Raw genomic sequence first — 23,479 nt, forward strand, 5'->3', positions numbered from 1 at the left:
AGCTGGGACAGCAGCGTCGGGCCGAACCTGGCGCTGGGCGATCTGAGCCTTGAAGGGGTGGCCGCGCCGGGGCGGGTGGCCAAGTTCGACCTGACCCTGACCCTGGGTGAGGTCAACGGGGTGATTCGCGGATCGCTGGAATACGCCACGGCGTTGTTCGATCAAGCGACCGTCGAGCGTTATGTCGGCTACCTGCAGCGCCTTCTGGCGGCGATGGTCAACGATGAGCAGACGGTGCTGGAGCGGGTGCAATTGCTCGCCGAGTCTGAGCGTCAGCGCTTGCTCTACGAGTTCAACGCCACCGCGCGCGAATACCCGCAAGCGCTGACCGTGCACGGGATTTTCCAGCAGCAGGCAGCGGCGCATCCGAAGGCGGTGGCGGCGGTGCATGGCGAGCATTCGCTGAGCTATTTTGAGCTGAACGCCCAGGCCAACCGTCTGGCGCATCACTTGATCAGCCAAGGCGTGCAGCCGGGCGACCACGTGGCGATCCTGTTGCCGCGTTCGCTGGAATTGCTGGCGGCGCAGCTGGCGATTGCCAAGTGCGCGGCGGCCTATGTGCCGCTGGATATCAATGCGCCGAGCGAGCGGCAGGCGTTCATGGTCGAGGACTGTCAGGCAGCGGCGTTGCTGACCCTCAGCGGTGAAGTCATCGACTACGCCGCGCCACGCATCGACCTCGACCGCTTGACCCTCAGCGGCCAACCGACGCACAACCCGAATCTGGCGCAGTCCTCGGAGTCGCTGGCGTACATCATGTACACCTCCGGCTCCACCGGCGCCCCGAAAGGCGTGATGGTGCCGCACCGCGCCATCGGCCGCCTGGTGCTGAACAACGGCTACGCCGATTTCAATGCGCAGGACCGCGTGGTCTTCGCCTCCAACCCGGCGTTCGACGCCAGCACCATGGACATCTGGGGGCCGCTGCTCAACGGCGGGCGCGTCGTGGTGATCGATCACCAGACCCTGCTTGATCCAAACGCGTTCGGCCATGAGTTGAGCGCCAGCGGGGCGACGATCCTGTTCGTCACCACCGCGCTGTTCAATCAGTACGTGCAGTTGATTCCGCAGGCGCTGAAAGGCCTGCGCATTCTGTTGTGTGGCGGTGAGCGTGGCGATCCGGCGGCGTTTCGTCGACTGCTGGCCGAGGCGCCGGCGCTGCGCATCGTGCATTGCTACGGCCCGACCGAAACCACCACTTACGCGACGACGTTTGAAGTGCGTGAAGTGGCGGAAAACGCCGAGAGCGTGCCGATTGGCGCGCCGATCTCCAACACGCAGGTTTATGTACTCGACGCGCATCAGCAACCGGTGCCGATGGGCGTGACCGGCGAGTTGTACATCGGCGGGCAGGGCGTGGCGCTGGGTTATCTGAATCGCGCCGATCTGACCGCCGAGAAGTTCCTGCGTGATCCGTTCAGCGAGCAGCCGGGCGCGCTGCTGTATCGCACTGGCGACCTCGCACGCTGGCTGGCACCGGGGCAGCTCGATTGCATCGGGCGCAATGACGATCAGGTGAAGATTCGCGGTTTCCGTATCGAGTTGGGCGAAATCGAAAACCGCCTGCTCAACTGCCCGGGGATCAAGGAAGCCGTGGTGCTGGCGCGCCGCGATGGTCAGGACATCACGCGTCTGGTGGCCTACTACACCGCGCACGCCGGGCGCCTGGACAGCGCCGATCTGCATGCGCAGTTGCTGGCGCGACTGCCGGAATACATGGTGCCGAGCGCTTGGGTGCAACTGGATGTCCTGCCGTTGAACAACAACGGCAAGGTCGACCGCAAGGCGCTGCCGGCGCCGACGCAGGCAGCGATGCTCAGTCGGGTGTATGTCGCGCCGATCTCGGCGCTGGAACAACATTTGGCGCGGATCTGGGCTGGCTTGTTGCAGCTCGAACAGGTCGGTCGTCACGACAACTTCTTCGAACTGGGCGGGCACTCGTTGCTGGCAATGCGCATGCTGTCGCAGGTGCGCCAGCAGTTGGGCGTCGAGCTGACACTCGCCGAGTTGTTCGCCAATCCCGAGCTGGCCGCTGTCGCCGAAGTGCTGAGCCGGGCGGGGCGCAGCACCTTGCCGGAGATTTTGCCGGCGCCCCGCGACCTGCTATTGCCGCTGTCATTCGCCCAGCAACGCCTGTGGTTCCTGGCGCAGATGGACGGCGGCCACAGCGCCTACAACATCCCGGTCGGTCTGCGCCTGCGCGGTCGGCTGGATGAAGACGCGCTGCAACGGGCACTGGCACGCATCGTTGCGCGTCACGAAACCCTGCGCAGCCGCTTCCGCCAGATCGACGATCAGCCGCAGGTGCTGATCCTGCCGGCCGAGAGCGGTCTGTTGCTGGCGGTAGAAGACCTGCGTCAACACCCACAGGCTGACAATGCCTTGCGCGGCCTGATCGAGGAACAGGCCTGCGCCTCGTTCAATCTGCAGCACGATGCGCTGCTGCGCGGACGTCTGGTGCGTCTGGCCGACGACCATCATGTGCTGTTGCTGACGCTGCACCACATCATCGCCGATGGCTGGTCGATGGGCGTGCTGACCCGCGAGCTGGCGGCGTTGTATCAGGCCTTCAGCCGTGGCGAAGACGATCCGCTGCCGCCGCTGGCGCTGCAATACACCGACTACGCGGTGTGGCAACGGCGCTGGCTCAGTGGCGAGGTGCTGCAGCGTCAGAGTGATTACTGGCAGCAGACGCTGGCCGGCGCGCCAGCCCTGCTGACCCTGCCCACCGACCGTCCGCGTCCGCCACAGCAGGACTATTCCGGCAGCCGCGTCGACATGCTGCTCGATCAACACTTGAGCGCCGGTTTGAAAGCCTTGTGTCAGCGTCGCGCGGTGACGCCGTACATGGTGATCATGAGCGCATGGGCGATGTTGCTCAGTCGGTTGTCCGGGCAGAGCGACGTGGTGATCGGCTCGCCAGTGGCCAACCGTACCCGGGCCGAGATCGAAGGCCTGATCGGCATGTTCGTCAACACCCTGGCGCTGCGCATCGACACCTCGGGCGAACCGAGCGGCGAGGCGCTGCTGGCGCGGGTCAAGGCGCGGACTCTGGACGCTCAGGCGCATCAGGATCTGCCGTTCGAGCAAGTGGTGGACATCAGCAAGCCTGTCCGCAGCCTGTCGCACAGCGCGTTGTTCCAGACCATGCTCAGTTGGGACAACAACGACGGCCCGAGCCTGAGCCTCGGCGACCTGACCCTGGAAGGCGTGGCCGGCGACAGCCATTTTGTGAAATTCGATCTGTCGCTGAGCCTCGGCGATTCGCCCGACGGGATTCGCGGCTCATTGCGCTACGCCACGGCCTTGTTCGATGAGTCAACGGTGCAGCGTTTTGTCGGCTACTTCCAGCGGCTGCTGGCGGCGCTGGTCAACGACGATCAGGCCGTGCTTGCGCGAGTGCCGTTGCTCGCACCGCAGGAGCAGCAGCGTTTGCTGGTCGATTTCAATGCCAGCGCCGTTGATTGTCCGCTGGAGCAGCCGTTGCATGGCTTGTTCGAAGCGCAGGTGCGGCGCAAACCGGACGCTGTCGCGCTGCAATCCGCGCAAGGAACCCTGACCTACCGCGAGCTCAATCAGCGTGCTAACCGTTTGGCCCAGCATCTGCGCGAACTCGGTGTGCAGCCGGATGCGCGGGTGGCGATCTGCGTCGAGCGTGGGCTGGATCTGATCGTTGGTTTGCTCGGCATTCTCAAGGCCGGTGGTGCCTATGTGCCGCTGGATCCAGGGTATCCGGTAGAGCGTCTGGCCTACATGCTCAAGGACAGTGCGCCGACCGCGGTGCTGGTGCAGACCGCTACTCGCGGGCTGTTCGATGACGCGGTCGCCATGGTGATCGACCTTGACCGCAGTACCTGGCAGCACCTGCCGGAACATGATTTGCAGGTGCCTGGTCTCAGCGCCTCGAACCTCGCTTACATGATCTACACCTCGGGCTCCACCGGGTTGCCTAAAGGCGTGATGATCGAGCATCGCAGCGCCTGCAACATGGTGCATTGGGGTTCGCAGCTCAGCCCGCCGACCGAGCACGGTGCGCTGCTGCAAAAGGCGCCGTTCAGCTTCGACAGCTCGGTGTGGGAGATCTTTTGGCCGCTGTGTTCCGGGATGCGTCTGGTACTGGCGCGACCGGACGGCAACCGCGATTCGGCGTATGTGGTGCAGACCATTCGCGAGCAGCAGGTGACGGTGGTCAAGTTCGTTCCGGCGCTGTTGCAGCAGTTCATCGAACAGGACGGTGTCGAGCAGTGCACCAGCCTGACCGATGTGCTCAACGGCGGTGGCGAACTCAGCGCGGCGCTGGCCCGCCAAGTGCGTACTCGCCTGCCGTGGGTGCGTTTGCACAACGTTTATGGCCCGACTGAAACCACGGTGGACAGCACGGGCTGGACGCTGGAGCCGGACATGCCGGTGCCGGACAACGTGGTGCCAATCGGTACAGCCTTGAGCAATACACGCCTGTACGTGCTCGACGCGTACGGACAACCGGTGCCGCAAGGCGTCAGCGGTGAGTTGCACATCGGCGGCGTCGGCGTGGCACGTGGTTATCACGGCTTGCCGGAGATGCAGGCCGAGCGCTTCATCGACAGCCCGTTTGTGCCGGGGGATCGCCTGTACCGCACTGGCGATCTGGCGCGCTACAACAATCATGGGGAACTGGAATTCCTCGGCCGTAATGACTTCCAGATCAAGCTGCGTGGCTTGCGTCTGGAGCCGGGGGAAATCGAGGCGCGGCTGATCGAACATCCGGCGGTTCGCCAAGCGGTGGTGATGGTGCGCGATGAGCGTCTGGTGGCCTGGTACAGCTTGCGCGCCGGCATCGACGCGCCATCGTTGGAAACCTTGCGCAGCCATGTGCTGGAGCGTTTGCCGGAGTACATGGTGCCGGGCGCGTTTGTGCTGCTCGACGCGTTGCCACTGACGCCAAACGACAAGATTGATCGCAAAGCCTTGCCGGAACCGGGTGCAGACGCGGTGATCAACCGCCCATACGTGGCGCCACAGGGTGAAGTCGAAACCGCGCTGGCGCAGATCTGGGGCGAGGTGCTTGGCGTCGAACAGGTCGGACGGCACGACAACTTCTTTGAACTCGGTGGGCATTCGTTGCTGGCGGTGAAGCTGGTCAATCTGCTGCAACGGGCCGGGCTGCCACTGTCGCTGGCCGAGCTGTTCCAGCATCCGAGCATCGAGTCTGCCGCCGCGCTGCTCAGTCAGGGCGAGGCGCTCAGTCAGCCTGACGGGCTGGTCGTGGTGCGTGCCGGGGCGCACGGTACGCCGCTGTTCCTGCTGCATGAATTCAGCGGCAGGGACGTGTACTTCCCGACCCTGGCCCAGCACATCGGTGGCGAGTTCCCGATTTACGGCCTGCCTGGCGTGACGCTCGGTCAGCCGCAATTGCGCACGCTTGAGTGCATGGCGCAGCGCATGGTCGGGATCATCCGCGCGGTACAGCCTCACGGTCCGTATCGGCTGGCGGGCTGGTCGTTCGGCGGGGTGCTGGCGCATGAGGTCGCGCAGCAATTGCTCGGTCTCGATGAGCCGGTGGAATTCATCGGCATGCTCGACAGCTATGCGCCAAACCCGCTCGCCCAGGACAAGGCAATGTGGAGCGGCGAGGGCCTCGACAAGCGCCAGTTACTTGGCCATTGCCGAGGGCGTTCGCTGATGCTGGGTGCCGAAAGCGAGGCGGCGCTGGCGGCGGTGCAAGCGCTGGAAGCGCAAGTCGAACAACTGGATTTCCCCGAGCTGTTCAAGCGCTGTCAGGCGCAGCAACTGACCGATCCGGAGCTGGCGACGGTCAGCGCGGCGGACGCCTGGCATTACTTTGATCGCGAAGCGGCGCATCGTCTGGCGCTGGCGCATTACCGGGTCAGCCCGGCGAGCCAGCCGATCCACCTGTTCCGTGCCCAGGAACTGATGGAAGGCCAGTCATTGCCGAGCCCGACGCGCGGCTGGGAAGAGCGCTTCAACATTGGCTTGCTGCGTTGCATCGACATCCCCGGCGATCACCGGACCATGATGAAGCACCCGCACATCCAAGCGCTTGGCCAAGCCATCACCCAGGCGCTGGAAACCCTGGTGACGCCGGAACCGGCACTGTATCAACCGCTGCTGACGATTCAGACCGGGCAGCCGGGGCATGCGCCGATTTTCTGTGTGCCGGGGGCGGGTGACAGTGTCACCGGGTTCATTCACCTGACCGAGGCCATCGGCCCGGAATGGCCGATCATCGGCTTGCAACCGCGCGGGCTGGACGGCGTCAGTGTGCCGCACAGCGCGGTCGAAGCCGCTGCCGCGTTCTACCTGCAGGCCATCGAGCAGATTCACCCGCAAGGGTCGCTGCACCTGATCGGCCATTCGTTCGGCGGCTGGGTCGCGCATGCCATGGCTGCGCAGTTGCAGGCGGCCGGGCGCGAGGTGGCTTCGCTGACGTTGATCGACAGCGAGGCACCGGGCGGTGACGGCACGGCGGGCAAGCCGTACACGGCCACTGCCGCGCTGCAACGGCTGATTGACACCCTGCAGTTGTCCTGTGGCAAATCGCTGGGTATCGATCCTGCGACCTTCGCCAACGCCGACGACACCACGCAACTGCGTCTGCTGCACGCAGGCATGGTGCGCGCCGGGGTGTTGTCGGAGCGCGCGGCGCCGGACGCGATGCACGGCCCGGTACGCACATTCGCCAGCGCCTTGCGCACGGTCTATCAACCGCGTCTGGCCTACACCGGGCCGGTGCGGCTGGTGCTGGTCGATGACCCGACGCTGGATGAGTGGGGCAATCAGCGCGAACAGGCGGCGGTGCTTGAAGGCTGGCAGCGGCAGGTCAGCGATCTGGCGGTGTGGTACGGGCCGGGCAACCACTTCACGATTCTCAAGGCGCCCAACGTCTTCAGTTTCGCCGCGTGGTGGCATGACGGTCTGGCGCTGGCGGTCGGCGAAGTGCTGTCCTGAGTATGGTTGTTCTATCAAGACCCGGCCGCCGGCCGGGTTCATCCCTGAACGGACTTGTGGTTATTTATGGAAAAGTCGAAGTTGCGCAAAGTCGGTATGGGGTTGGCGTTGGCGGCGGTGGCCGGGTTGGTGCTGTACACGGTGCAGGCACCGGCCGAAGCGCCGAAATACCAGACCGCCCCGGTCGAACGCTCGGATATCGAAAACACCGTGCTCGCCACCGGTTTGCTGGAAGGCGTCAAGCAGGTGGACGTCGGTGCCCAGGTGTCGGGGCAGTTGAAGTCGCTCAAGGTCAAGGTGGGCGACAAGGTGAAGAAGGGCCAGTGGCTGGCCGAGATCGATCCGCTGGTGCTGCAGAACACCCTGCGTCAGGCGCAGGTCGATGAGGAAAACCTGCAGGCGCAAAAGCGCGCCACGCAAGCCCAGCTCAAGCAGACCAAAGCGATTTACCAGCGCTATCAGAACCTGCAGGAAGACGCGTCGATCTCGCGTCAGGACTTCGAAACCGCGCAATCGGACTACGAGGTGCAGCAGGCCAATCTGCTGTCGCTGGACGCGCAGATCAAAAGTGCGCACATCCAGATCGACACCGCCAAGGTCAACCTTGCGTATACGCGGATCGTCGCGCCGATCGATGGCGACGTGGTCGGCATCGTCACCCAGGAAGGCCAGACCGTGATCGCCAACCAGTTGGCGCCGATCCTGCTGAAACTGGCGGATCTGGACACCATGACCATCAAGGCCCAGGTGTCGGAAGCCGACGTGATTCATATCGCGCCGGGGCAGCAGGTGTATTTCACCATTCTCGGCGAAGACAAACGCTATTACGGCAAGCTGCGCGGCACTGAGCCGGCGCCGCAGAACTTCCTCGAAACGCCGCCGGCCGGCACCCCGAAGCAAAACACCGCAGTGTTCTATAACGCGCTGTTCGAGGTGCCCAATCCCGACCATCGCTTGCGCATCTCGATGACCGCGCAAGTGCGCATCGTCCTCGATACCGCGCAATCGGTGCTGACCGTGCCGGTGGCCGCGCTCGGGCCACGTAACGCCGATGGCAGCTTTCCGGTGCGGGTGCTGGACGCTAAGGGCCAGGCGCAGTCGCGCAACGTGCAGACCGGGATCAACAACAACGTCAAAGTGCAGATCAATCAGGGCCTCAGCGAAGGCGAGCGGGTGGTGATCGGTGATCCGTTGCCCGCCGTGGCGGGGGCTTGAGCATGACGCAGCCGTTACTGCAACTGACCGGCATCACCCGCAGTTTTACCGCCGGCGACCGTGAATTTCTCGCACTGAAGAACATCAACCTGACGATCAGTGCCGGGGAAATGGTGGCGATCATCGGCGCCTCCGGCTCCGGCAAATCAACCCTGATGAACATCCTCGGCTGCCTCGATTACGCCACCGCCGGCAGCTACAAGATCAACGGCCAAGAGACCCGCGACCTTGACGATCAGGCGCTGGCCGAACTGCGCCGCGATTACTTCGGTTTCATCTTCCAGCGCTATCACTTGCTGCCGCACCTGAGCGCGATGCACAACGTCGAGATGCCAGCGATCTACGCCGGCATCCCCGCGCCGCAACGCCACGCCCGCGCCCGTGAGCTGCTGGCGCGACTGGGTCTCGATGGGCACCTGACGCACCGTCCGAGTCAGCTCTCCGGCGGTCAGCAGCAGCGGGTGAGTATCGCCCGGGCCTTGATGAATGGCGGTGAAGTGATTCTCGCCGACGAACCCACCGGCGCCCTCGACACCGCCAGCGGCAAGGAAGTGATGCGCATCCTGCTGGAGCTGCACGCGGCCGGGCACACGGTGATTCTGGTGACCCACGACCCGAAAGTCGCGGCCAACGCCGAACGCATCATCGAAGTCAGCGACGGTGAAATCCTCAGCGACCGGCGCAATCAGCGCGACACCGGGCAACTGTCGGACGAAGAGGAGGTGCCGCCCAAACCACCGGCGACACGCCGTTTGGTCGCCAGCCTCGGGCTGTTCAAGGAGGCCTTCAACATGGCCTGGGTGGCGCTGATTTCGCACCGCATGCGCACCTTGCTGACCATGCTCGGGATTGTCATCGGCATCACCTCGGTGGTGTCGATTTCGGCGATCGGCGAGGGCGCGAAAAACTACGTGCTAAAGGATATTTCGGCGATCGGCAGCAACACCATCGACATCTATTCCGGCAGCAGTTTCGGCGACAAGCGCGCCGCCTCGATCGAGACACTGGTGCCGGCGGATGTCACCGCGCTGAATCAACTGTATTACGTCGACAGCGCCACCCCGGTGGTCGGTCGCAGCATGCTTCTGCGTTATCGCAACATCGACCTCGACGCGCAGATCAATGGCGTCAGTGATCAGTATTTCCAGGTTCGCGGAATCAAACTGGAGGCGGGCATCACCTTCAGCGAGAGCGACGCGCGGCGTCAGGCGCAGGTGGTGGTGATCGACTTCAACACCCGGCATCGGTTATTCGGCGAGGGCGTCGATCCGCTGGGGCAGGTGATCCTGATCGGTAACCTGCCATGCACCGTGATCGGCGTGGCCGCCGAGAACAAGAACCTGTTTGCCTCGGGCAAAACCCTCAACGTCTGGGTGCCCTACGAAACCGCCGCCGGCCGTATTCTGGGCCAACGTTTTCTCGACAGCATCAGCGTACGGATCAAGGACGGCCAGTCGAGCAAAGTGGTGGAAAATCACGTCACCCAATTGATGCTGCAACGCCACGGCATCAAGGACTTCTACACCAACAACCTCGACAGCGTGATGCAGACCGTGCAGAAAACAAGCCGATCGCTGGCCTTGCTGCTGTCGCTGATCGCGGTGATTTCGCTGGTGGTCGGCGGCATCGGGGTGATGAACATCATGCTGGTGTCGGTCACCGAGCGTACCCGCGAGATCGGCATTCGAATGGCGGTCGGCGCACGCCAGTCGGACATTCGTCAGCAGTTTCTGGTGGAGGCGGTGATGGTCTGCCTGCTTGGTGGGGCCATCGGCATTTCCCTGTCGTATGCCATCGGCCATCTGTTTTCGCTGTTCATCAAGGAATGGGAGATGGTGTTCTCCATGGCCTCGGTGCTGACGGCGGTGATCTGCTCGACGCTGATCGGCATCGTCTTCGGCTTCGTCCCCGCGCGCAATGCATCGCGCCTCGATCCGATCGAGGCGCTGGCGCGGGACTGATTGCCGAAGCTGATTGGCCGGGCTCGTGCCTGAAGCGCACAAATCGAAAGGGACGGGTCATGAACCCGTCCCTGTTTTTCGTCAAGCCGATCACCCTCCCAACTGAATGCACTCATTCCAACTGTGGGAGCGAGCCTGCTCGCGAAAGCGGCCTCACAGTCGACCAGTCCCTGACTGAGTGCACTCGATCAAATGGTGGGAGCTGGCTCGCCAGCGATGACGGCCTACAAGCCGACCAATTCCCACCTGAATGCACTCAATCCAACTGTGGGAGCGGGCTTGCTCGCGAAAGCGGTCTGCCAGACGACATCAAAACTACAGGAGCAATCCCGGTTCTCTACACGCACCATAAACGCATCGCCGCAACCACGTTTAAAATACACGACCCGTTACGCCATAACGGCTACAACGCCTTGCGCCGTTACCTACACGTACGCCAGAATCCGCCGGCTTACACGGCTATGGGGCGGGCTATATCGTTTCCCTGTCACTGAAAATCAGTGATCGGGTTTGGTAGCCCGTTTCTAAGTGTGATGGCGACACCGTGTGCAGTCCCTTTTCAGGGGCTCGATTTTATGGTGGCCATGCGTGGGGCTCCTTCGGGAGCGCCGGGTTTTCCTGCTTAGACCGGTCTACCAACCCGCGTATGGCCGCCACCCTCGTTTGGTAGCGAGAGTGATGGCTCCTTACTTTTGCTAAGCAGGAGCTTCATCCATGTTCAAAGCCACACCCAACCCCCCGGACACCTCAATCCCGTACGACCCAGCCCTCGACCCGCAGAAGATAAAAGCGGCCACCGACCGCGCCATCAACTTCTACCTCAACCCCGGCGCACTGAAGATCTCGATCCCTTTAACACCCTCAAGCAAATCCAACAGAATCTTCCTCATCGACCGCACCGTGGACGAGGAAACCTTGCTCGTCGAAGCCTGCGAATCTTTAGCCGCCGCCAGTGACATGGCCCGAGATATCGGCGACACCGTCGACAACTCGCAGCGCCGGGCGATGCTGATGCTGCATCAGGTAATCATGCTCAGTGAACTGATGGTCAACCGGATACTCGATGGCCGCCGCGTGCCGAACTAACTGCCCGGTCCCCGTGTAGGAGCTGCCGCAGGCTGCGATCTTTTGATTTTGTTTTTCAAGATCAAGATCAAAAGATCGCAGCCTGCGGCAGCTCCTACAGTGAGTAATCCTTTCAAAGTGCCCCGATCGGAGTTCCAGCTGATGCCCGAACCCAAGCCCAACCCGCCGGCCACAGAGTCGGTATCACCCTACGAATCCCTCAACTCCAGAAAGCTCCACGAAGCCGCCGAACGCGCCCTCGACCATTACCTCGCGCCCGCGAACATCATGGCAACGCCGTACACCCCCAGCAGCATGTTTCTGGTCAACCCACAAACCGACACCGAATCCCTGCTGGCCAACGCCTGCGAATCCCTGGCCTCGGCCACGGTCATGCTCGGCGATTTCGCCGGGACGCTGGAGGGGCCGAGTCGTAATACGGTGTTGGGCATTGCGCAGGTGGTGATGCTGGGGGAGTTGGCGGTGAATCAGGCGCTGGATAGAGTTGTGCCGAAGGATTAGGCCCCCAATGTAAAAAACCGCCGCCCGGGGAGGGCGGCAGTTTTTTGTTCAGCTACGGACTCAGGCTGCGCTGGTGGCGTGGCTGGTGTCCTCCGGCGAATACATCCAGCGCATCAACGAATGCCGGCCGCTGATCCCCAGTTTGATCGCGGCGCGCTTGAGATAGCTTTCCACCGTGTTGACCTTCAACTGCAATTGCTCGGCCAGTTCCGGCGCGGTGCGCCCGGCGAGCAGGCCGATGCACACTTCGGTTTCGCGATTGGACAGCCTCAGGCCCAGTTGCTGCAAACGCTCGTTGAAGCGCAGCCGCAGGTTTTCCAGGCCCTGTTGCGCGCCGTCAGCGCCGGGCGACGGGTCTTCTGGGTTGGTCTGCTGGGGTTGCAGGGCGTGAATGTGTTTTTCCACCATCGGCAACAGCACCGGAGAAATGTCCTGCAACAAACTCTGCTCCTGAGCCGAGAAGCGTTGCGACTGGTCGTTGCGATACACCGAAATCACGTAGCGGTAGCCGTCCTTGCGCCGGGTCAGGTGCAATTGTGAGGCGTCGGCGCTGGCCCCGGCTGGCGGCTCCATTGGCTCGCTCGAGCGTGCGGCAATCTGTTCGCAGAATACCGTTTCAGCCTGCTGGGCCGAGTCTTGGCCGGTTTCCGGCGGGTGGCGATGGGCGGGGCGGCCCACCGGCTCGACGCGCATCTGGCGAATGTGTGTGGCGTCGACCGCCAGTTGTGTCTGGATCAGGTCATGCAGCATCCGCGGAAAGTGCCGGCTGCCGGTGCTCGCAATGACTTTACCGATGTGGGGAAACAGGTGTGAATTCATAAACATCATCCATGAGTTGCAGGTGAAACAGTCCCATTCCTGAGCTGCGTCGAGCATGTTCCCTGGTCGGCGCAAATGTCAGGATGTGGATCCTATCCTAGTACAACGTTTGAAAGACGGTTTAATGAAGGTGTTATTAGCTCATAACTTCATCCACAGGGTTATGCGGTGAACCCAGGGTTGTCGGCTTGTCGAGATCATTGTGGGAGCGGTGAACTCAGGAATGACGGCCTGCCGAGATCCAGTGTGGGAGCGGGCTTGCTCGCGAAAGCGGTGTGTCAGCCATTTGAGATGTTGCCTGGAATGAACCCTTCGCGGGCAAGCCCGCTCCCACAGAGTTATGGGGCACCGCCTACCCGCAAGGCCTCAACTTGATTGGCGCAACGGTGGAGAGGGTCCTGAACCGGGCACCGTACAGTTTGATGATCGCCAAACCAATTCCCGAGGCGGATTGAGTTGGAGGCTGGCAAGCCTGTGTTGTGTCGCCAGGATTGTCCGTTATGAGTTGACAGTGAAACGCTTTTCAACCGATTTATCCGTTCAGGCGGTATCCGTAATCTGTGCCCATGTTCAACGCAACGCCCACTACCTCAACCAAGAAAAGGGATTCAAACATGAGCACTGCAACCTACAACCGCCTGAACAAAGACGACGCCGTAGTCCTGCTGGTCGACCACCAGACCGGTCTGATTTCTCTGGTTCAGGACTTCTCGCCGAACGAGTTCAAGAACAACGTCCTGGCCTTGGCCGACCTGGCAAAATTCTTCAACCTGCCGACCATTCTCACCACCAGTTTCGAACAAGGCCCCAACGGCCCGCTGGTCCCGGAACTGAAAGAAATGTTCCCGGACGCGCCGTACATCGCCCGCCCAGGCCAGATCAACGCCTGGGACAACGAAGACTTCGTCAAGGCGATCAAGGCCACCGGCCGCAAACAGATCATCATCGCCGGTGTCGTGACCGACGTCTGCGTCGCATTCCCGACCCTGTCGGCACTGGCCGAAGGCTTTGACGTATTCGTCGTCACCGACGCCTCCGGCACCTTCAACACCACCGTCCAGCAAGCCGCGTGGAGCCGCATGACCCAGGCCGGCGCACAAATGATGAACTGGTTCTCGGTCGCCTGTGAGCTGCACCGCGACTGGCGCAACGACATCGAAGGGCTGGGCAATCTGCTGTCGCAGCGGATTCCGAACTACCGGAACCTGATGAACAGTTACTCGGCGTTGACCGCGCAGCAGAAGTGATTGCAGCGTTGTGAACGTGAAAGCCTGCCCTGAAAAGCAGGCTTTCTTTGTTTGCGCCGCGGCATCAACGTTACTACCCGGCGCGATGAACCGAGCGCTGGCTTCTGCGGTTTTTTGATCAGACTCAGCTGGGTATTCCCTGACGTTTACGGCTAATCTGCGCACTCGCTGACGACAACAAAACAAAAACAGGAGTCACTGATGCAACCGATCCGTCTCGGTCTGGTGGGCTACGGCAAGATTGCCCAAGATCAACATGTTCCGGCGATCAACGCCAATCCCGGATTTCGTCTGGTGGCGGTCGCCACGCAAGGTAAACCCTGTGCCGGGGTGGAGAACTTTCACTCGTTGAGCGAGTTGCTGGAGAACGGCCCCGAGGTGGATGCGATTGCGTTTTGTACGCCGCCGCAAGGTCGGTTCGCACTGGTGCAGCAGGCGCTGGCCGCCGGCAAACATGTGTTGGTGGAAAAACCGCCGTGCGCCACGCTGGGTGAGGCGCTGGCCCTGGTCAGTCAAGCGCAGCAACAGGGTGTCAGTGCGTTGTTCGCCTGGCATTCGCGCTACGCCCCCGGTATCGAAGCCGCCCGCGACTGGCTCGCCGGCCGCACGCTGCAAAGCGTGCAGATCGACTGGAAGGAAGACGTGCGCAAGTGGCATCCCGGGCAGACGTGGATCTGGCAACCCGGTGGTCTGGGCGTTTTCGATCCGGGCATCAATGCCTTATCGATAGTCACCCGTTTGCTGGCGCAGCCATTGTTTGTCGAAGCCGCCGAACTGCGCGTACCGGAAAACTGCCAGTCGCCGATTGCCGCGTCGATCAAGATGTCCGACGCGAACCGACTCGACGTGCAGGCCGAGTTCGATTTCGACCACGGTCACGACGAACTCTGGAGCATCGAGATTCGCTGCGCCGAAGGGGTGCTGCGCCTGGATAACGGCGGGGCGCTGCTGAGCATCGACGGCGTGCGCCAGGCGGTATCGGAAGAGGGCGAGTACACCGCGGTGTATCGGCACTTTCAGCAACTGATTGGCGATCGGGCCAGCGACGTCGATCTGCAGCCACTGCGGCTGGTGGCTGACAGTTTCTTTGTCGGCAGCCGGGTGGCAGTCGAACCGTTTTATGACCCGGCACGTTGATCAGTTGAAGCGGGAGAGCTGTCGCGTGATGACAGCGAACTTGAGCGTCAGGCCTAAGCTAATGCAAAAAGGGTATTTGTTCGTGGTTTTTAAGATCGTTTAGTTTTGTCTCACGACGAATCAAACGCATCAAACCGATAGACCCCCGATTGCCATGACGGCACACGCTGAATCGATCAAAGGCTCTTCAGGTTTGGTTCACACGGGAGTGAATCATGCCGCATACCCTCGATATCACCACGCTGCCGACGCTGGACCTTTCGTTGTTCGAAGGCACCGCGCAGCAGCGTTATGAATTTCTTGAAAACCTGCGTCACGCCGCGCGTGACGTCGGCTTTTTCTATCTCACTGGCCATGGCATCGACAGCCACCTGCTCAAGCAGGTGCAGGATCACGCCCGGCAGTTCTTCGCCTTGTCCGAGCACGAAAAGACCGCCGTCGGCATGATCAGTTCGCCGCATTTTCGCGGTTACAACCGTGCCGCTTCCGAGATCACCCGTGGTCAACCCGATTGGCGTGAGCAGTTCGATCTCGGGGCCGAGCGCGAAGCGTTGCCGCTGGACGCAGACAGCCCGTTGTGGGCTCGCTTGCAGGGGCCCAACCAATGGCCGGCGGCGCTGCCAGAACTAAAACCCCTGCTGCACGAATGGCAACAGGCGATGACGCGCATGGCGTTGCGCCTGCTGCGCGCCTTCGCCCAGGCCCTGTCGCTGCGGGCGGACGCGTTCGATCAGTTGTACGGCGACAAACCCAACGAACACATCAAGTTGATGCGCTACCCAGGCCAGGCCGCCAACGCGAGCCAGCAGGGCGTCGGCGCGCACAAGGATTCCGGGTTCCTCAGCTTTCTGCTGCAAGACCAGCAGGCCGGTCTGCAAGTGGAGGTCGAGGAAGGGCGCTGGATCGATGCGCTGCCCCGCGACAACACGCTGGTGGTGAACATCGGCGAACTGCTGGAGCTGGCCACCAACGGTTATCTTCGCGCCACGGTACACCGCGTGGTTTCGCCGCCCGCAGGCAGCGAACGCTTGTCCATCGCCTTCTTCCTCGGCGCACAACTCGATGCCGTGGTGCCGCTGTATCCGTTGCCCACTGCGCTGCTGCGCGAAGCGCGTGGCCCGGCGAGTGATCCGCTCAATCCGTTGTTTCGCGATGTCGGCTGGAACTACCTCAAGGGTCGGTTGCGTTCGCACCCCGACGTCGCCCGGCGCTTCTATGCCGACGCGCTGATGCCCGCCGCACCGGCTCGTAAAACCGCCAACGCCTGATTCATCACTCGCTCAAGGACTCCGCACATGTTGAAAAAAGCAGGTTTGACCCTGGCCGTGCTCGGCGCGCTGGTGACTTCGTTCGGCGCGCAGGCACTGGAGCCGTTGCGCGTGGCTGCCGACCCGGTGCCCCACGCGCAGATTCTCGCGTACATCCAGACAATCGATCCGCAACTCAAGCTCAAGGTCATCGAGATTCCCAACGGCGTGAACTCCAACGAGCTGTTGGTGCATGGCGATGTCGATGCCAATTACTTCCAGCATCTGCCGTACCTGAAATCCCAGGAACAAGCGCTGGGGCAGAAACTCGCGGTGGCCGCCACGGTGCATATCGAGCCGCTGGGCATCTATTCGCGCCGGCACAAAAGCTTCGCCGAGGTGCCGGAAAAAGGCACCGTCGCCGTGCCCAACAACGTCACCAACCTGAGCCGTGCGCTGTACCTGTTGCAGGACAACGGCCTGATCAAACTCAAGCCCGGCTTCAAGGATCCGGCAGCCGATCAGGCCACGCCCAAGGACATCGCCGAGAACCCGAAACAGCTGAAGATCCTTGAAATCGAATCGCCGCAAATTCCTCGGGCCCTGGACGACGTCGACCTTGCGGTGATCAACGGCAACTACGCGCTGGAAGCCGGACTGGTGCCGGCCCAGGATGCGCTGGGGCTGGAGAAGGCCGAGCACAATCCGTACGCCAACATTCTGGTGACCACGCCGACACTGCAGAACGATCCGCGCATTGCGCAACTGGCCAAAGACCTGACCTCGCCGCAAGTGGCGAAATACATCACCGATAACTTCAAGGGGTCGGTGATTCCGGTGGAGGATGGCAAGCCATGATCGTCGTCGAGCAGTTGAGCAAGACCTACCCGTCGGCGCCGGCACCAGCACTGGATCAGGTGTCGCTGAGTATTCCCGACGGCGCGATCTACGGCATTCTCGGGCGCAGCGGCGCAGGCAAGTCGACCCTGTTGCGTTGTCTCAATCTGCTCGAACGCCCGGACAGCGGGCAAATTCTCATCGACGGCGTAGACCTGCTGACCCTGTCCGCCAGCGACCTGCGCCGCCAGCGGCAGCGCATCGGCATGATTTTCCAGGGCTTCAATCTGCTGCATTCGCGTACCGTGTTCGACAACATCGCCGTGCCGCTGGAAATCGCCAACGTCGGCAAACCGTGGCGCCATGTGCGGGTGCGCGAACTGCTGGAACTGGTCGGTTTGACTGACAAGGCGCAAGCCTTTCCCTCGCAGTTGTCCGGTGGGCAAAAACAGCGGGTGGGGATTGCCCGCGCCCTGGCCGCCGAGCCGGCGTATCTGCTGTCGGACGAAGCTACCAGCGCGCTGGACCCGGAAACCACCGCGTCGATTCTTGACCTGCTGCGCGATATCAACCGGCAATTGGGCGTGACCATCGTGCTGATCACCCATGAGCTGGAGGTGGTCAAGTCGATCTGCGATCACGCGGCGTTGATGGCGGACGGGCGTCTGGTCGAGTCCGGCCCGGTGCCGCGTTTGCTCGCCGATGCGCAATCGAGTCTCGGCACTTCGTTGCGTCCGACCTGCGGCCTGCCGCTGGGCCACGACATCCCCGGGCTCAGCTTCCTCAAGCAATACGGCGTGCGGGCGGCTCAGTCATGAACCGCAGCATCGAGTGGAATGAAATCCTGCAACTGCTGTTCAACGCCACCGGCGAAACCCTGTACATGGTCTTGCTCGCAGGGCTGTTCACGCTGCTGATCGGTTTGCCGCTCGGGGTGTTGCTGTTTGTCAGTCGCCGCGACGGACTGTGGCCGCTGCCACGGCTCAATGCCGCGCTGGGTTCGCTGGTCAATCTGGGGCGCTCGCTGCCTTTTGTGGTGATGCTGATTGCGCTGATTCCGCTGACCCGACTGGTGGTCGGCACCACCCTCGGCAGCACCGCTGCGGTAGTGCCGATCACCATCGGCGCGTTTCCGTTTTTTGCGCGGATCGTCGAGAACGCGCTGGACGAAGTCGACAAGGGCCGCATCGAAGCGATCCTCGCCATGGGCGGCGACATCCGTCATGTGATTTTCAAAGTGCTGTTGCCCGAAGCGCTACCCGCGTTGCTGGCGGGGATCACTCTGACGCTGGTGATGCTGATCGGTTTTTCATCCATGGCCGGGGTGATTGGCGGTGGCGGCCTCGGTGATTTGGCGATCCGTTACGGCTATCAGCGTTTCAACAATGAAGTGATGGTCGCCACCGTGGTGGTGCTGGTCATTCTGGTGCAGGGCGTGCAGAGCCTGGGCGACCGGCTGGTGCGTTCGCTGGCCCATCGACGTTAAGGAATTTTATGAGTGTCGTCGTGGCCCGCGCGCCGCTGATTCAAGTGCGTGATCTGAGCAAGAGCTTCGGCTCGAACCGCGCACTGGATCGCGTCAGCCTGCAGATTCATCCCGCCGAAGTGGTGGCGTTGCTCGGTGCCAACGGTGCCGGCAAATCGACGCTGGTGAAGATTCTCGCCGGCAGCCAGTGCGCCGATAGCGGCGAGATTTACATCGACGGTCAGCCCCGGCAATTCAGCTCGCCGCTGTCGGCACGTCGGGTCGGGATTATCGCGGTGCATCAGCAGATCAACGAGGGCATTGCGCCCGGTTTGAGCGTGGCGGAGAACCTGCTGCTCGATGAACTGTGCAAACCCGACGCGGACTTCTGGCTCAATCGCCAACGCTTGCTGGAACGCGCCGCGAGTATCGCCGCCGGGCTGGGTCTGGTGTTGCCGCTGGAGCAGCCGATTGAACACCTGGGCCAGGCCGAACGGCAGTTGGTGGTGCTGGCGCGGGCCTTTGCCTTGCAGCCGCGTCTGCTGATTCTCGATGAGCCGACCGCAGCCTTGTCGGAGACCGAGGCGCAACGGCTGTTCGGCCTGATCGACACCCTGCGCAGCCGTGGCGTGGCGATTGTTTACATCTCTCATCGCTTGTCCGATCTGCAACGGGTGGCGGATCGCGCCATTGTCCTGCGCGATGGGCGACTGGCCGGAGAGTTCAGCGCGCGGCAGTTGCCCGAGGCGGTGCACGCCATGCTCGGGCAGGCGCTGGACGGGCATGTCTACACGCCCGGCAGCGTGGGGCAAAAAGTATTGGGTGCGCGAGGTTTGCAGATTTTGCCACGCTCCAGGCGCTTCGATTTCGACCTGCACCAAGGCGAAGTGGTGGTGCTGACCGGGCTGCTCGGCGCCGGTAAAAGTGAGATTGCCGAAGTGCTGTTCGGCTTGCGCAAAGCCGTCGCCGGCAGCCTGCAACTGGATGGCATGGACTGGCTGCCGGGTTCGCCAAGGGCGGCGATTCGCAGCGGTGTGTTTCTCGCGGCGGAGGATCGCGCCAGTCAGTCGCTGGTGGCGGATTTCTCCCTGCGCCGGACCCTGACGCTGCCGTTTCTGCAGCGCTTCACCCGTGCCGGGTTCATTCGCAACCGCGCCGAAGCGGCAGCGGTCGAGGCGCAAGTCGCGGCGCTGGGGATCAAGACCGCCGGCATCGAGGTGCCGATGAGCGCGCTGTCCGGCGGCAATCAACAGAAGGTCGTGCTTGGCCGCTGGCTGCTCGGAGAAGGGCGGGTGTTGATCCTCGACGAGCCGTTTCAGGGGGTCGACGTGCGCGCCCGCCGCGAGATCGGCCAACTGCTGCGCGACAGTGCCGGCGGCCGCGCGACCCTGGTGATTTGCGCCGATGTCGATGAAGCCTTGGAAATCGCCGACCGGATTCTGTTGGTGCGCGATCACGCCGTGGTCGCCGAATACCCGCGCGCCGGTCTTGAGCGCGCGACCCTGGTCGCTGCGCTGGCCGGCAGCGACGCTAGCGAAAATCCCTTTCATGCCACGCCAAGGAGCAGAGCGAGTGCCTGATTCGAGTTCATTGTTGTCGTCCGCTACGGCACCCGCCGAGCGCCTGCTGCAAGCGCTGATCCGCTACGGCCTGTTGTGGCTGCTGGCGCTGATCGTGGTGTTTTTCAGTGTCGCGGAGCCGGCGTTTTTGCGCGTCGGCAATCTGTTCAGCATCTTGCAGTCGGTGTCGATCGTCGCGCTGCTGGCCCTTGGCGTGACGCTGACCATGGCCGTCGGCGGACTTGATCTGTCGATTGGTGCGGTGGCGGCGATGAGCCTGATGATCTCCAGTTACGTGATGGTGGTGCTCGGTTGGGGCGCGGTGCCGGCGGTGCTGATCAGTCTGGCCGGTGGCGCACTGGTCGGGCTGCTCAATGGCTGGCTGATCGTCAAGCTGCGGGTGCCGGACATTCTCGCGACGCTGGGCAGCATGTTTCTGGTGATCGGCGTGCAACTGATTCCCACGGGCGGACGCTCGATTGCGGTGGGCATGACCTTGCCCAGTGGAGTGGAAACCGAAGGCACGTTCAGTACGGCGTTTCTCGCCCTCGGCCGCGGACGCTTGTGGGACATGGTGCCGGTGCCGGTGTCGATCACGGCGCTGGTGGCGCTGGCGGTGTGGCTGTTTCTCGAGCGTACGCGCATCGGCCGGTTGTTTTATGCGATTGGCGGCAACGAGCAGGCGGCGCGATTGGCAGGCGCGCCGGTACAGCGCTTGAAGTTGCTCGCTTACGTGTTGTCGGCATTGCTCGCTTCACTTGGCGGGTTGCTGTTGGCGGCGCGCCTGGGTCGGGGTGATGTCAGCTCCGGCAACGGTCTGGTGCTCGACGCCCTCGGCGCGGCGCTGATTGGTTTTGCCGTGCTCGGAGCGAAGAAGCCCAATGCGTTCGGCACGTTGGTCGGCGCACTGTTGGTGGCGTCGCTGCTCAATGGCCTGACCATGCTCAACGCGCCGTATTACGCGCAGGATTTCGTCAAGGGACTGGTGCTGGTGCTGGCCCTGATGTTCACCTTCGGCCTCGCGCATCGGGCGCGCTGAGCCGGTTCATTTGTCGCTGCAAGGAAGATCTATGCACGGTTCAATCAAGCAGTTCGCACGCCATTGCCTCGCCGGCGCGGTGCTCTCGGCATTGGCTTTGAGCGCTCAGGCCAAGGCATTGCCAGGTGCTCCGGCGCCGTTCGATAAAGGTCAGGTGCAGATCGCGCTGGTCGGCTATCTGTTTTCCGGGGACTTTCCCGAGGCGTACCTGCGCGGCGTGGAGAAACAGACCGAGGCGCTGGGGGCCAATCTGCGGGTGTTCGATGCGCGCCAGCAAGCGGCGAGTCAGGGCGAGATGATCGATCAGGCAATCGACCTCGGCGTCGACGGGATCATCGTGCAACTGGGCCTGGCGGAAACCCTCAAGGGACCGATTGACCGGGCGATCGCCAAAGGCATCAAGGTGGTGGCGTTCGACGTCGATCTGAACAGCCCGCAAGTGACTCAGGTCGAGCAGGATCACCATGCACTGGCGCGACTGGCGCTGGATCAGGCGGTGAAGGACAACGGCACGCGGTTCGATGCCGGTTACGTGTACATCAGCGGCTTCACCCCGATGGAGCGCCGCGACGAGATCTGGAGTCAGGTGAAAAAGGCCAATCCGGGCATCATCGAGAAGGCGCGTTTCGGCACGCTCAACCCGCCGATTGCCAACTCGGTGGCGGATCAGGCCAGCGCGGTGTTGCGCGCCAATCCGGATATCAGCGTGATCTTCGCGCCGTTCGACGAGTTTGCCAAAGGCGCGAAGATCGCCGTCGACGAGGCCGGGCTGGGGCGCAAGGTGAAGATCTACAGCGCCGACATCTCCACCGCCGACATCCAGATCATGAAAGAACCTGACAGCGCCTGGGCGGCGACCGCCGCGGTCAATCCGCAAGTGGCGGGGGCGATCAGCGTGCGCAGTCTGGCGATGTTGATTGCCGGCGAAAATCCTGGGCATCAAGTGCTGGTGCCACCGACCCTGATCACACGCCAACAGTTGCTCGATCTGGACGTGAAAAACGTCCGCGACCTGGCGCAGAAACTCCCGGCGTTCGGCGATACCGCCAATGTGGCGCGGGCCGAGTGGATTCCTGTGGCGAACTGAATGCAGCCGTTATCACCGGGTGATGCGCTGTATGCGCGGCAGGCATCCTGACGCGCTTGGGAGTGAACATGCACAACAAAGCCATGCGTTTGCGCAACAGCCGCGCACCTAAGGCTGACCCGGCGCTCGGTCAACGCTTGCCGCCGGGGCAGGTGTTGACGGAGCGCTTCCCGATCCTCCACGAAGGCACGGTGCCGGAGTATGAATTGGCAACGTGGTCATTGCGCCTGTTCGGCAAGGTCGGGCGTGTCGTCGAGTTGAGTTTTGCTGACCTGCAAAGGTTGCCGCAGCGCGAGTTGCAATGTGACATTCATTGCGTGACACGCTGGTCGAAGTTCGACATGCAGTGGAGCGGGGTACATCTGCAGGATCTGCTGAGCGCATTCGGGATCCAGCCCGCTTCACGTTTCGTCATGGCCCACGCCGATCACGACTACCAGACTAACCTGTCACTCGACGACCTGCTGCACCCGGACAGCCTGCTCGCCACCCATCACGCCGGCCAACCCTTGACCGCCCAGCACGGCTGGCCGCTGCGGCTGGTGGTCGCCGGGCGCTACTTCTGGAAAAGCGCCAAATGGCTGCGCGGTCTGGAGTTTGTCGACGAAGAACAACCCGGCTTCTGGGAGCGCAACGGCTTTCACCTGCACGCCGACCCGTTTGCGGAACAACGCTTCAGTGCGCAGGCCCTGGACATTGCCGAGGATGCCTGGCTGGAAAAGGAATTCGACTAAAGGTTTGCGCATGTTTGCAGTCAACATCTCGGGTGACTGGACTGGCCCCTTCGCGAGCAAGCCCGCTCCCACATTGGATCTGCGGTGGATGAAAGCAATGTATTCACCCCGATCAACCTGTAGGAGTGAGCCTGCTCGCGATGGGGCCCGGACATTCAACTGCTTCGGTGGCTGATATACCGCTATCGCGAGCAGGCTCACTCCTACATTGGATCTGTGATGGATGATAACTATGCGTTTACCCCGATCAACCTGTAGGAGTGAGCCTGCTCGCGATGGGGCCCGGACATTCAACTAATTTGGTGGCTGATACACCGCTATCGCGAGCAGACTCACTCCTACATTGGATCTGTGGTGGATGAGAAGTCAGTGTTCACCCAGTCAAACCTGTGGGAGCGGGCTTGCTCGCGAAGGGGCCAGCCCAGTCGATATTTTCGGTGACTGAACGATAGCTATCGCGAGCAGGCTCACTCCTACAAAAGATCTTTGTCTGATCTTGAATTAGTGGGTGTTAGTTAGGGTTTAAGTGTTTGTCCAGCAACACTTGTGTTGCTCTAAAAACAAATAATCGGCCCGATCTAACCTAAGTGTTATTGG

16 protein-coding genes (1 of these 16 cut by a window edge) are annotated in these 23,479 nt (G+C 62.3%); 15 read left to right on the top strand and 1 reads right to left on the bottom strand.

The genetic code is table 11. From position 1 onward, the window contains the following. The 5 genes from CRO59_RS14815 to CRO59_RS14835 form a co-directional block, all read left to right on the top strand. A protein-coding gene (locus CRO59_RS14815; protein ID WP_097087892.1) for a non-ribosomal peptide synthase/polyketide synthase crosses the window boundary here: on the top strand, window positions 1-6,948 show its end. Its footprint begins 10,875 nt before the window's first position; the window shows 6,948 of its 17,823 coding nt (coding positions 10,876-17,823); the start codon falls outside the window, past its left edge; it ends in the stop codon at window positions 6,946-6,948. A 66-nt stretch (window positions 6,949-7,014) separates the two neighbouring features. Then, window positions 7,015-8,163, top strand: a complete 1,149-nt coding sequence (gene macA / locus CRO59_RS14820) for a macrolide transporter subunit MacA (protein WP_096797354.1) — start codon at window positions 7,015-7,017, stop codon at window positions 8,161-8,163. A gap of 2 nt (window positions 8,164-8,165) precedes the next feature. Then, window positions 8,166-10,124, top strand: a complete 1,959-nt coding sequence (locus tag CRO59_RS14825; RefSeq protein WP_097087890.1) for a MacB family efflux pump subunit — start codon at window positions 8,166-8,168, stop codon at window positions 10,122-10,124. A gap of 714 nt (window positions 10,125-10,838) precedes the next feature. Beyond that, on the top strand, window positions 10,839-11,210 hold the full coding sequence (locus tag CRO59_RS14830; RefSeq protein WP_097093093.1) for a DUF6124 family protein: 372 nt from the start codon (window positions 10,839-10,841) through the stop codon (window positions 11,208-11,210). 141 nt (window positions 11,211-11,351) lie between these two features. Further along, on the top strand, window positions 11,352-11,711 hold the full coding sequence (locus CRO59_RS14835; protein ID WP_097087886.1) for a DUF6124 family protein: 360 nt from the start codon (window positions 11,352-11,354) through the stop codon (window positions 11,709-11,711). A 60-nt stretch (window positions 11,712-11,771) separates the two neighbouring features. On the opposite strand, the gene CRO59_RS14840 is transcribed toward CRO59_RS14835, so the two are convergent. After that, window positions 11,772-12,530, bottom strand: coding sequence for a helix-turn-helix transcriptional regulator (locus CRO59_RS14840; protein ID WP_097087884.1), 759 nt, complete (start codon window positions 12,528-12,530; stop codon window positions 11,772-11,774). A gap of 614 nt (window positions 12,531-13,144) precedes the next feature. Here CRO59_RS14840 and ycaC point away from each other — a divergent pair. The 10 genes from ycaC to CRO59_RS14890 all read left to right on the top strand — a co-directional run bounded on the left by ycaC (window position 13,145) and on the right by CRO59_RS14890 (window position 22,882). Next, entirely contained in the window at window positions 13,145-13,777 is a 633-nt protein-coding gene (ycaC, locus tag CRO59_RS14845) for an isochorismate family cysteine hydrolase YcaC (protein WP_007966399.1), read from the top strand. 201 nt (window positions 13,778-13,978) lie between these two features. Continuing rightward, on the top strand, window positions 13,979-14,914 hold the full coding sequence (locus tag CRO59_RS14850; protein ID WP_097087882.1) for a Gfo/Idh/MocA family protein: 936 nt from the start codon (window positions 13,979-13,981) through the stop codon (window positions 14,912-14,914). 215 nt (window positions 14,915-15,129) lie between these two features. Then, window positions 15,130-16,182, top strand: coding sequence for an isopenicillin N synthase family oxygenase (locus tag CRO59_RS14855; RefSeq protein WP_097087881.1), 1,053 nt, complete (start codon window positions 15,130-15,132; stop codon window positions 16,180-16,182). Window positions 16,183-16,209: 27 nt separating this feature from the next. Then, a complete protein-coding gene (locus CRO59_RS14860) occupies window positions 16,210-17,019 on the top strand; it encodes a MetQ/NlpA family ABC transporter substrate-binding protein (protein WP_097087879.1) in 810 nt (269 codons plus the stop codon). Then, on the top strand, window positions 17,016-17,816 hold the full coding sequence (locus CRO59_RS14865; RefSeq protein ID WP_097087877.1) for a methionine ABC transporter ATP-binding protein: 801 nt from the start codon (window positions 17,016-17,018) through the stop codon (window positions 17,814-17,816). Before CRO59_RS14860 ends, CRO59_RS14865 begins: the two co-directional genes overlap by 4 nt. After that, complete coding sequence (locus CRO59_RS14870) at window positions 17,813-18,484, top strand: methionine ABC transporter permease (RefSeq protein ID WP_097087875.1); 672 nt, start codon at window positions 17,813-17,815, stop codon at window positions 18,482-18,484. Before CRO59_RS14865 ends, CRO59_RS14870 begins: the two co-directional genes overlap by 4 nt. An 8-nt stretch (window positions 18,485-18,492) precedes the next feature. Further along, window positions 18,493-20,043 (top strand): sugar ABC transporter ATP-binding protein, encoded by a 1,551-nt coding sequence (locus CRO59_RS14875; RefSeq protein WP_097087873.1) that lies wholly within the window; start codon window positions 18,493-18,495, stop codon window positions 20,041-20,043. Continuing rightward, a complete protein-coding gene (locus CRO59_RS14880; RefSeq protein ID WP_097087871.1) occupies window positions 20,036-21,061 on the top strand; it encodes an ABC transporter permease in 1,026 nt (341 codons plus the stop codon). Before CRO59_RS14875 ends, CRO59_RS14880 begins: the two co-directional genes overlap by 8 nt. A gap of 31 nt (window positions 21,062-21,092) precedes the next feature. Beyond that, window positions 21,093-22,148 carry a substrate-binding domain-containing protein gene (locus CRO59_RS14885; RefSeq protein ID WP_007966380.1) on the top strand — a complete coding sequence of 352 codons (1,056 nt, stop codon included), beginning with the start codon at window positions 21,093-21,095 and terminating at the stop codon, window positions 22,146-22,148. 68 nt (window positions 22,149-22,216) lie between these two features. Then, on the top strand, window positions 22,217-22,882 hold the full coding sequence (locus CRO59_RS14890; protein WP_097087869.1) for a sulfite oxidase-like oxidoreductase: 666 nt from the start codon (window positions 22,217-22,219) through the stop codon (window positions 22,880-22,882). Window positions 22,883-23,479: the final 597 nt, after the last annotated feature.

It is taken from the genome of Pseudomonas sp. LAMO17WK12:I5, assembly GCF_900215165.1.
Taxonomy (GTDB): Bacteria; Pseudomonadota; Gammaproteobacteria; order Pseudomonadales; family Pseudomonadaceae; genus Aquipseudomonas; species Aquipseudomonas putida_A.